Source organism: Variovorax sp. P1_H2, assembly GCF_056405295.1.
In genome coordinates, this window is the sequence record NZ_JBFUCJ010000175.1 from 1 (window position 1) to 8,731 (window position 8,731).

An 8,731-nucleotide genomic window follows, 5' to 3' on the forward strand; every position below is an offset into this window, starting at 1 on the left:
AAGGCGCTGCCGTTGTTGTTGCCGGCCGAGGTGAACGCATAGAGGATTTCCGAGAATCCGTGTGCGCCCGGATTGGCGATGCCGGCCTTGCCCGCGTCCGCGATCACGGCGACCGCGGTGCCGGCCAGCACCAGGATCGGCGTCACCAGGATCGCGATCGAGGTCAGCTTCATCTCGTGGACCTCGATCTTCTTGCCCAGGTACTCGGGCGTCCGGCCGATCATCAGCCCGGCGATGAAGACCGCGAGGATCGCGAACACCAGCATGCTGTAGAGGCCGGTGCCGACGCCGCCGAAGACCACCTCGCCGAGTTGCATCAGCACCAACGGCACCATGCCGCCCAGCGGCGTGAAGGCATCGTGCATCGCGTTGACCGCGCCGCAGGATGCCGCCGTGGTGATGGCGGCGAACAGCCCCGAGGCCGTGATGCCGAAGCGCACTTCCTTGCCTTCCATGTTGCCGCCGGCCTGCAGCGCGCTGGATGCCTGGTCGACGCCGAGCGGCGACAGCAGCGGATTGCCGGCCTGCTCGGCCGGGATGACCGCGATCACCGCCAGCACGAAGATCACCGTCATCGCCGCGAGGATGGCCCAGCCTTGCCGCAGGTCGCCGACCACGCGCCCGAAGGCGAAGCACAGCGCCGCCGGGATCAGGAAGATGGCCAGCATCTGCACCAGGTTGGCCAGCGCCGTGGGGTTCTCGTAGGGATGCGCCGAATTGGCGTTGAAGAAGCCGCCGCCGTTGGTGCCGAGCATCTTGATCGCCTCCTGCGAGGCGACCGGGCCCATGGCCAGCGTCTGCGTGGCGGTGCTCGCGTCTTCCGTCACCGGATTGCCCTGGGCATCCTTGACCGGCTGGCCCGCCGCATCCAGCTTGGGATTCTGGTAGGCCGTGGATTCCACCGTGGCCACGGTCTTGTAGGCGTCGAAGTTCTGGATCACGCCCTGGCCGACGAAGAACACGGCCATCACGAAGGAGATCGGCAGCAGCAGCCACAGGGTGATGCGCGTCAGGTCGACCCAGAAGTTGCCCACCAGGCCCTTGCCGTCCGTGCTGCGCGCCGCGAAGCCGCGGGCCAGCGCGAAGGCCACCGCGATCCCGGTGGCGGCCGAGAAGAAGTTCTGCACCGTGAGCCCGAGCATTTGCGTGAGGTAGCTCATGGTCGACTCGCCGGCATAGCCCTGCCAGTTGGTGTTGGAGACGAAGCTCACGGCGGTGTTGAAGGCCGAGTCCGGCGCGACGGCCGCCATGCCCGCGGGATTGAGCGGCAGCACGGATTGCAGCCGCTGCAGGCCGTAGACGGCCAGCGCGCCGATGGCATTGAAGGCCAGCAGCGCGAGCGCGTAGCTTCGCCAGTGCATCGCGCTGTCCGGCGAAATGCCGGCGAGCTTGTACAGCGGCGCTTCGGCGCGCTGCATCCAGCGCGGCGGCGCGCCGCTGCACAGCAGCGCCAGGTAGCGGCCGAGCGGCCAGGCCAGCAGGCCCAGCACGACGAGGTAGAAGGCCAGCAGGCCCCAGGCGGAGCTGTCCATCAGAACTCCTCGGCGCAGATCAGCGCGAACACGAGATAGGCGAACAGGAGGACGGCGAGCAGGCCGCCGAATCCGTAGAGCACTTCGAGGCTGATCACGAACGCTCTCCCTTGGGCGCTTCGAGCTTGAAGCGCCCGACCACCATTCCCGCCATCACGACCCATATCGCCGCCAGGGCGGCAATCCACACGATGTCCATCGATCTCTCCTGCTTTCAAATCAGGAATCGAGTGTGGAGAGGCGCGCGTAAAGACGGGGAACAGAGTCGACGCGGCGGCGTAAAGAAAGCGTAAATGCGGCTCGCCATCTGCGATGGTCGAATCGGCGAGAACTGCTTCTTTACCCGGACGCGACCATGCGCCACAGTGGGCGATGTCCAAATTTCTTCGTTATCTGCGCGCCGTTCTCTGGGGCTTCGTCGGCCTGGGCGGCCGCCGGGACGACGCCGACGAGCGGGTCGACCAGGCCGGCGCGCTGCCGACCATCGCGATCGCGCTGGTGCTGGTCTTGCTGCTGGTCGTCGGCCTGATCGCGCTGGCGAAATTCGCCGCCGGAACCTGATCCCAGGCTCGAGTCCGGCGGCGGAAGACTCAGCGTTTTGCCAGCAAGGCGCCCATCGCGAACACCGAGTTCGGCGCATTGACCGGTGGCGGCTTCACGCGCCCCGGGACCACCGGCACGCCGATCTTGCGTGCCGCCATGACGCCCTTGCTGATCTGTTCGTTGACCAGGCTCTGCAGCGTGATCGATTGCAGGAACTCGACCGCGCGGCGGTTCACCGATTCCCACAGCGCGTCGGTGGTGCAGCGGTGCAGCGCGCCCGGCGCATCGGGGCGCTGCGGGCGGGTCCTGGGCTCGGCCTCGTCGTCGATCGACAGGATGATGTCGGCCACGTTGATCTCGTCCGCGCTGCGCCCGAGCGAATAGCCGCCGCCCGGCCCGCGGGTCGATTCGACCAGCCCCTGGCGCCGCAGCTTGCCGAAGAGCTGCTCCAGGTAGGACAGCGAGATCCGCTGGCGCTGGTGGATGGAAGACAGGTTGACCGGGCCGTTGCGGCCGTTCAGTGCCACGTCGATCATGGCGGTGACTGCGAAGCGGCCTTTGGTGGTGAGACGCATCGATGGTTCTTTCTGTGTTGGGGCGGACTGGCGCCGCCGAGGGGGTTGCAGGCCGACGTGCGAAACGTCGTGCTGCGGGGTGCTGGCAGGCGAGGGAACAGCGGTCCCCCGCGGGCAGCGGGCCTTGGGCGTGAAGGCCTAGGCGCGGGGCGGCCGCTTCGGCTGCTCGAGGAAGGGCGAGGCCCTGAGCGCCGGCGGCGGTGGCGCGGCGAACGTCGACATCGCCAGCGGGACGAAGGGTCCCGGGATGCCGATCAGGATCTCGCTGCAATCATGGCGCTGTTCGTCATTGCCGGGCGTTTCTTCGCCGCTTTCGCCGGGCGTCCCGGCATCGACGGCATGCGAAACCACGCCGTGCTGCGCCTGCGCCGTGGCGTCGCAACCGTGCTGGCGCGCGACCGAGTGACCCTGGGCAGCGGCCGTGAAGCCGAGGCAGCAGAGCACGAACGCGAGGACAGCGGGGAGGAGCCAGCGGGGCATGTCGGGGGATTTTAGCTGTCTCTGCAGAAGGCGCCCTGCGACCCTCGAGTCGTTCTTTCTTCGTCAAGTTGGCAGCCGCACCGAATTCCGCACACTAGCCGTGCGTACCCCGCGTCAGATCAGCACGCGAGCCGCGGAATTCGCCTGTCTTGGACAGCAGTGATCGACGTCATGGCGCTTGCTCAGTCCAGCTTGACGCCGGCAGCGCGGATCACCTTGCCCCACATGGCACGGTCGGAGTTGATGAACGCGGTGAATTCGGCCGGCGTGTTGCAGCGCAGTTCACCGCCGTAGTCCCGCCACTTTTTGGCCAGGTCCTGGGACTGACAGACCTTGCCCATGGCAGCGCTCAGCTTCTCGAGGATGGCCGGGGACGTGCCGGCCGGGGCAAGAAGCCCCTGCCAGGCGATGGGCGTGTAGTCGGGCAGGCCTTGTTCGGCGAAGGTCGGTACGTTCGGGAAGCTGGGATGGCGCGCCTTGCCTGTGATGGCGAGCAGCCTGAGCTTGCCGGCCTGAACGTTGGTTGCCGCCGCTGGCAGGCCGTCGAACATCAATTGGATCTGGCCGGCTAGCAGGTCGGCATAAGGGCTGTTGCTGTTGTACGGGATGAGGTTGGACTTCACGTCCGCCGCGCTGTTGAACCATACGGCCGACAGGTGGGAGTAGCTGCCGATGCCCTGTGTGGCCACCGAGACGGAGTCCGGCTTGGCCTTCAACTGGGCGATCAGTTCCCGCGCGTCCTTGGCTTGGGCGCTGGGCGTGGCGATCAGGCCTGTGTTGAGCACGCCCAGAAGGCTGATGGGGGCGAAGTCGCGCTCGGCGTTGAAGGGAAGTTTGCTGTACAGGTGGGGTACCACGGAGAGCGAACTGGTGGTGCCGATGTACAGCGAATAGCCGTCGCTTGGAGCCTTGGCCGCGACATCCGTTCCGATGATGTTCGAGGCTCCAGGGCGGTTTTCCACGTAAACGGATTGGCCCAGGATCTTGGTCAGTTCGGCGGCCAGTTCGCGAGCGTTGGCATCCGGCCCGCTGCCCGCGGGGAAGGGGGCAATGATGCGTATCGGTTTGGTGGGGTAGTCGGCCTGCGCGGCCGCGCCGCCTGTCCCCACGCCCAGTCCAACGGCCATGGCCAGCGTAGCGGAATGTGAGGCAAGCCTCTTGATGAACGTCATGAATGTCTCCGTTTTTGCGAACTTGTGCCAATCGCACGGGGTCGAATCATAAGAAAACATGGCGTATTGTCAAATTGTGATAATAAAAGTACATTTAACCACTGTAGACGGACTTATGTTCCGGCTCGTTATCGATAGGAGACAAATTGATGCAATCATCTTCCGCTTCGGACCTGCAGTTCAGCCACATCGGGCTGTATGTGACGGACTTGCCGCGCATGGCCCGCTTCTACAAGCAGGCGCTGCGCTTCACCCAGACGGATGCGGGCGATCTGGGCGCCGTGCAGCTGGTTTTTCTCAGCCGCGACCCCAATGAGCACCACCAGCTCGTGCTGGCGACCGGCCGTCCGGCCAACATGGCATTCAACGTGGTCAACCAGATCGCCTTCCGGGTGCCCGATCTGGCGGCGCTGCGCCGCTTCCACGATCGGCTGCTGGCCGAGGGGGCGAGCGACATGCACCCAGTCACGCATGGCAACGCGGTCTCGCTCTACTGTCGCGATCCCGAGGGCAACCGGCTGGAACTGTTCATGGACACGCCGTGGTACTGCGACCAGCCGCTGCGCGAGACGATCGACCTGAATCAATCGGACGAGGCCATCCTGGCCCAGGCAGAGGCGATTGCCAAGCGGTTTCCCAAGTTCATGAGCCGGGCGCAGTGGCAGGTCGAAGTCGCGCGCCGCATGCAGGAAGACCAGAATGCCTGAGCACGCGCCTGTCTATGACGTAGCCGTCGTCGGCCTCGGTCCCACCGGCGCCACGCTGGCCAACCTGCTCGGCGCCGCTGGCCATTCGGTCCTGGTGGTGGAGAAGGAGGCGGGCATCTTCCCGCTGCCGCGCGCGATCCACTTCGATGGCGAAGTGCTTCGCATCTTCCAGGCGGCCGGGCTGCGCGAGGAGGTGCTGGCGATCTCGCGGCCCGGGACGCAGGGCATGCACTTCGTCAACGGTGTGGGCGAGACGATGCTCATCCGTGGCGGCACGGCGGCCCTGGGCCCACACGGATGCGCCAACAACTACTACTTCCACCAGCCGCAGCTAGAGGCCGTTCTGCGGGAGGGGCTGGCGCGGTTTCCCCAGGTGCAAATCAAKCTACGCCACGAACTGATCGGTGTGGAGCAGGATGACGAGCTCGCAACCTTAACCTGTCAGTCTGTGCCGGGTGGGGAGACACACACTGCGCGAGCCCGTTACGTCGTGGGTTGTGATGGCGCCCGGTCCCTCGTTCGCCAGACCATCGGCAGCCCCATGGTCGACCTAGGCCTGCGCCAACCCTGGCTGGTCTTCGACGCGGTGCTGGAGCAACCGGTGGATCTGCCGGCCTACACCGTTCAGCACTGCGATCCGAGCAGGCCGATGACCTACTGCAACGTTGTGGGCGAGCGCCGGCGCTGGGAAATCATGGTGCTTCCGGAAGACGACCGAGAGGCGCTCGTGCAGCCGGAGAACCTCTGGAAAATGGTGGCTCCCTGGGTGCGGCCCGAGCAGGCGAGCCTGGAGCGGGCGGCGATCTATACATTCCAGTCCGTGATCGCCGAAGGATGGCGTGACCGGCGCCTGTTCCTGGCCGGCGACGCCTGCCATCAAACGCCGCCATTCCTCGGACAGGGCATGTGCGCAGGCATCCGCGATGCTTGGAATCTGGCCTGGAAGCTGGATGCAATGCTGGCGGGTTGCGCATCGGACGCCCTGCTCCACACCTACGAGTCCGAGCGCAAGCCCCATGTGCGCGCGCTCATCGAATTGGCTGTGCGCTTGGGCAACATCATTCAGACGACGGACCCTTCTCTCGCTGCAGAACGGGATGCGAAGTTTCAGGCGGGCCGTCCCGAAATTTTCGAGCTTCCGCCTCAGCTTCTGGGGACCGGGGCATTCGACCCAACGGAGCCCGAGTTGGCAGGGCGGCCTTTCCCGCAGCCGCAACTGGAGGATGGGCGCTTGCTCGACGAGCTCTTGGGACGTCGTGGCGCCGTCATTGGGAGCCACCAGGTGCTTTCAGCGGCGTCGCCCGCAACCGCCTCGCGCTGGCAGCGCAGCGGCGCCGTCGTGATTGACAAGCCCGATTCGAGCCTGCAGGAATGGTTGCGCTCACACGACGCGAGTGCCGTGATACTCCGTCCGGACCGATATATCGTCGGCGTGGCACGGTCTGGGGCTGATCTGGATCGCATTTCGCAATACCTCCCCGTCGCGCCATGAGCAATTCAACGGGGGACTGCTTTGTCCGAAACTTCTTCCACGTCGAGCTTGGAGCGCATGCTAGGGGTGCTCGACCTCTTCGACGACACCCATCTGACGCAAACGGCGGAAGACATCGCCATGGCGCTGGACGTTTCGCTGCCCACCAGCTACCGCTACGTGCGGCTGCTGCTGCAGGCGGGGCTGCTGCAACGCGTGGAAGACTCGCACTACGCCCTGGGTCCGCGCATTATCCTGTTGGACCACTACATCCGGCGGGCCGATCCGGTGCTCAGGGCCGGCCTACCAATCTTGCGGGAGCTGGTCGACGCCACGGGCTTCGACTGCGTGGTCACGGGCCTGTTCGGGATGCAGGTGCTGGACACCCATCGGGAGATGGGCGGCACGCCGGCGGCGCTTGCCTACGGCAGGGGCCGTCCACGCCCGCTCTTCCTCGGCGGTGCGCCGAAGGTCCTGCTGTCCACCTTCGCCTCGGCGGCGCTGAAGAAGGTCTTCGAGACGCGGCACGAAGAAATAGTGCGCTGCGGCCTGCCGGCCGAGTGGCCCGAGTTCCGGCGGCACTACGCGGCCATCCGCAAGGCGGGGTACTACGTGTCCAACGGCGAACTGGAGCCACAGCTGGCGGCCGTGGCGGCGCCCATTCTCAAGACCGACGGCGGCGCATGGGCCGCCATCTCACTGGTGTTCGATACCTCTCGCCTGGCGATTGTCGACCTTGAAAAGCTGGTCCATCTGATCAACGAGGCCGCCGCGCGCATCGGAGCTCGGCTGGCCTAGATCCACCCAACCCCTTCATCCATCCAAAGAATCATCATGAAACTCATCAGCTATCAGTTCAATGGGCAAGACAGCTACGGCGCCGTGGTCGGCGACCGCGTGGTCGACCTGCGTGAAGTCTTCGGCACGCGTGCGTCGGACTTGAAAGCGTTCATCGCAGCGGACCTCTTCTCGGAAGCTGCCGCCAGGGTCGCCGCGGCCCAGGCCACGCTGCCGCTGGCCGAAGTCAAGCTGCAGCCGGTCATCCCCAACCCGGGCAAGATCTTCTGCATCGGTCTGAACTACGGCGATCACATTCGCGAGACGGGCAGGGAAGCAACGGAGAAGCCTGTGATCTTCCTGCGCGTGGCGGATTCGCAGCTGGCGCATGGGGACGACATCGTGCGTCCTCGCGTGTCCGAGCGCCTGGACTACGAGGGCGAGATCGCGATCGTTATCGGAAAGGGCGGCCGCCACATCTCCGAGGCCGACTCCTGGTCGCACATCGCCGGCTATAGCTGCTACAACGACGGCAGCGTGCGCGACTGGCAGGTCCACACCTCGCAGTGGGGCCCGGGCAAGAACTTCTGGAAGACCGGTGCGTTCGGCCCGTGGATGGTCACTTCGGACGAGATCGCGCCCGACCAGAAGATGACGCTGGTCACGCGCCTCAATGGCCAGGAGCTGCAGCGCGCCACGACCGACATGATGGTACACAGCATCCCGCGCCAGATCGCCTACATCTCCGCCTTCATCCCGCTGGAGGCTGGCGACGTCATCGTCACCGGCACGCCCGGTGGCGTGGGCAACAAGCGCACGCCGCAGGTCTTCATGAAGCCGGGCGACATGTGCGAGATCGAGGTCGACGCCATCGGCGTGCTGCGCAACGGCATCCGCGACGAGTAAGCCGATGAGCGACGCCGTCGCTAGGTTTCGGGCGCGGGCATCGGCGCCTCGCCCCCTCCCAAGCGCCTAACCCCGGCAGCGAATCATCTCGGCAGGCTGCAACCCCAGATCGTCGACCAGATGCATCACCGCGGCTGGCGAGATGTCGAGCTCGCGGGCGCACGCAGCGAAGCCGTTCTCGGCAGCCGCCCGCTCGAACACCTTCATTGATCGCAGCCTGCCCACGACACTTCGAAGCGGAACGGGAACTGGCCCAGGACCTCGCGGGCGATGCCGGCGGTCGCGCTGCCCGCCACCGTGACTTCGACCTGAATCCCGAAACGCGGGTCGTTGCTGACCTCGAGCCGAGAGGGCGGGGCGCCCGCATCGTGCAGCGCCGTGCGCAGCGCATCCGCGATCTCGCGCTGCCTGAGCTCGGGCTTGAAGATCTTGCCGACGCCGGTCAGGGGCATGGCCGCCACCAACCTGATCGCCTTCGGCATCGCTGCGCGTTCGGTGATCTGGTCCCTGGCGAAGGACAGCAGCTCGTCCTCGGTCGCGCGAAGGCCGGGCCTGAGCTGCACATAGG

The 8,731-nt window shown here is 66.0% G+C and carries 11 protein-coding genes and 1 pseudogene; 5 read left to right on the plus strand and 7 right to left on the minus strand.

Annotated features, from left to right (window positions below):
- Both kdpA and kdpF read right to left on the minus strand, forming a co-directional pair.
- On the minus strand, positions 1–1,532 hold a 1,532-nt coding region (kdpA, locus tag AC1D2E_RS33190; RefSeq protein ID WP_478201345.1), incomplete at its 3' end, for a potassium-transporting ATPase subunit KdpA.
- A complete protein-coding gene (gene kdpF / locus AC1D2E_RS33195) occupies positions 1,532–1,630 on the minus strand; it encodes a K(+)-transporting ATPase subunit F (RefSeq protein WP_478111400.1) in 99 nt (32 codons plus the stop codon). The genes kdpF and kdpA, both read right to left, overlap by 1 nt.
- A gap of 274 nt (positions 1,631–1,904) precedes the next feature.
- Between kdpF and AC1D2E_RS33200 the strand changes: the two genes are divergently transcribed.
- Positions 1,905–2,093 carry a DUF2970 domain-containing protein gene (locus tag AC1D2E_RS33200; RefSeq protein ID WP_478201346.1) on the plus strand — a complete coding sequence of 63 codons (189 nt, stop codon included), beginning with the start codon at positions 1,905–1,907 and terminating at the stop codon, positions 2,091–2,093.
- A gap of 29 nt (positions 2,094–2,122) precedes the next feature.
- Here the strand turns inward: AC1D2E_RS33200 and AC1D2E_RS33205 are convergent, their stop codons facing one another.
- The 3 genes from AC1D2E_RS33205 to AC1D2E_RS33215 form a co-directional block, all read right to left on the minus strand.
- Positions 2,123–2,650: an Rrf2 family transcriptional regulator gene (locus AC1D2E_RS33205; protein WP_478201347.1), complete on the minus strand. Its 528-nt coding sequence runs from the start codon at positions 2,648–2,650 to the stop codon at positions 2,123–2,125.
- Positions 2,651–2,788: 138 nt separating this feature from the next.
- A complete protein-coding gene (locus AC1D2E_RS33210; RefSeq protein ID WP_478201348.1) occupies positions 2,789–3,130 on the minus strand; it encodes a hypothetical protein in 342 nt (113 codons plus the stop codon).
- Positions 3,131–3,312: 182 nt separating this feature from the next.
- Positions 3,313–4,302: a Bug family tripartite tricarboxylate transporter substrate binding protein gene (locus AC1D2E_RS33215; protein WP_478201349.1), complete on the minus strand. Its 990-nt coding sequence runs from the start codon at positions 4,300–4,302 to the stop codon at positions 3,313–3,315.
- Positions 4,303–4,451: 149 nt separating this feature from the next.
- Here AC1D2E_RS33215 and AC1D2E_RS33220 point away from each other — a divergent pair, with 149 nt between their 5' ends.
- Genes AC1D2E_RS33220 through AC1D2E_RS33235 form a run of 4 tightly spaced genes read left to right on the plus strand, consistent with a single transcriptional unit; the run spans position 4,452 to position 8,163 of the window.
- Positions 4,452–5,009, plus strand: coding sequence for a VOC family protein (locus AC1D2E_RS33220; RefSeq protein WP_478201350.1), 558 nt, complete (start codon positions 4,452–4,454; stop codon positions 5,007–5,009).
- Positions 5,002–6,501, plus strand: coding sequence for a bifunctional 3-(3-hydroxy-phenyl)propionate/3-hydroxycinnamic acid hydroxylase MhpA (mhpA, locus tag AC1D2E_RS33225; protein WP_478201351.1), 1,500 nt, complete (start codon positions 5,002–5,004; stop codon positions 6,499–6,501). The genes AC1D2E_RS33220 and mhpA overlap by 8 nt, the downstream gene beginning before the upstream one ends.
- Before the next feature lie 57 nt (positions 6,502–6,558).
- Positions 6,559–7,278 (plus strand): IclR family transcriptional regulator, encoded by a 720-nt coding sequence (locus AC1D2E_RS33230; protein WP_478201352.1) that lies wholly within the window; start codon positions 6,559–6,561, stop codon positions 7,276–7,278.
- Between the two features lie 36 nt (positions 7,279–7,314).
- Positions 7,315–8,163 (plus strand): fumarylacetoacetate hydrolase family protein, encoded by an 849-nt coding sequence (locus AC1D2E_RS33235; RefSeq protein WP_478201353.1) that lies wholly within the window; start codon positions 7,315–7,317, stop codon positions 8,161–8,163.
- A 66-nt stretch (positions 8,164–8,229) separates the two neighbouring features.
- Here AC1D2E_RS33235 and AC1D2E_RS33240 read toward each other — a convergent pair whose 3' ends face one another.
- Entirely contained in the window at positions 8,230–8,370 is a 141-nt protein-coding gene (locus AC1D2E_RS33240; RefSeq protein ID WP_478201354.1) for a hypothetical protein, read from the minus strand.
- Positions 8,367–8,731, minus strand: a pseudogene (locus tag AC1D2E_RS33245) (acyl-CoA synthetase); the annotation flags it as partial. The pseudogene AC1D2E_RS33245 and the gene AC1D2E_RS33240, both read right to left, overlap by 4 nt.

What these genes read in the sequence shown, in the direction of transcription:
- AC1D2E_RS33200 (WP_478201346.1), top strand. Translation starts at nt 1,905, where the DNA reads ATGTCCAAATTTCTTCGTTATCTGCGCGCCGTTCTCTGGGGCTTCGTC.
- AC1D2E_RS33205 (WP_478201347.1), bottom strand. Translation starts at nt 2,650, where the DNA reads ATGCGTCTCACCACCAAAGGCCGCTTCGCAGTCACCGCCATGATCGAC.
- AC1D2E_RS33210 (WP_478201348.1), bottom strand. Translation starts at nt 3,130, where the DNA reads ATGCCCCGCTGGCTCCTCCCCGCTGTCCTCGCGTTCGTGCTCTGCTGC.
- AC1D2E_RS33215 (WP_478201349.1), bottom strand. Translation starts at nt 4,302, where the DNA reads ATGACGTTCATCAAGAGGCTTGCCTCACATTCCGCTACGCTGGCCATG.
- AC1D2E_RS33220 (WP_478201350.1), top strand. Translation starts at nt 4,452, where the DNA reads ATGCAATCATCTTCCGCTTCGGACCTGCAGTTCAGCCACATCGGGCTG.
- AC1D2E_RS33230 (WP_478201352.1), top strand. Translation starts at nt 6,559, where the DNA reads ATGCTAGGGGTGCTCGACCTCTTCGACGACACCCATCTGACGCAAACG.
- AC1D2E_RS33235 (WP_478201353.1), top strand. Translation starts at nt 7,315, where the DNA reads ATGAAACTCATCAGCTATCAGTTCAATGGGCAAGACAGCTACGGCGCC.
- AC1D2E_RS33240 (WP_478201354.1), bottom strand. Translation starts at nt 8,370, where the DNA reads ATGAAGGTGTTCGAGCGGGCGGCTGCCGAGAACGGCTTCGCTGCGTGC.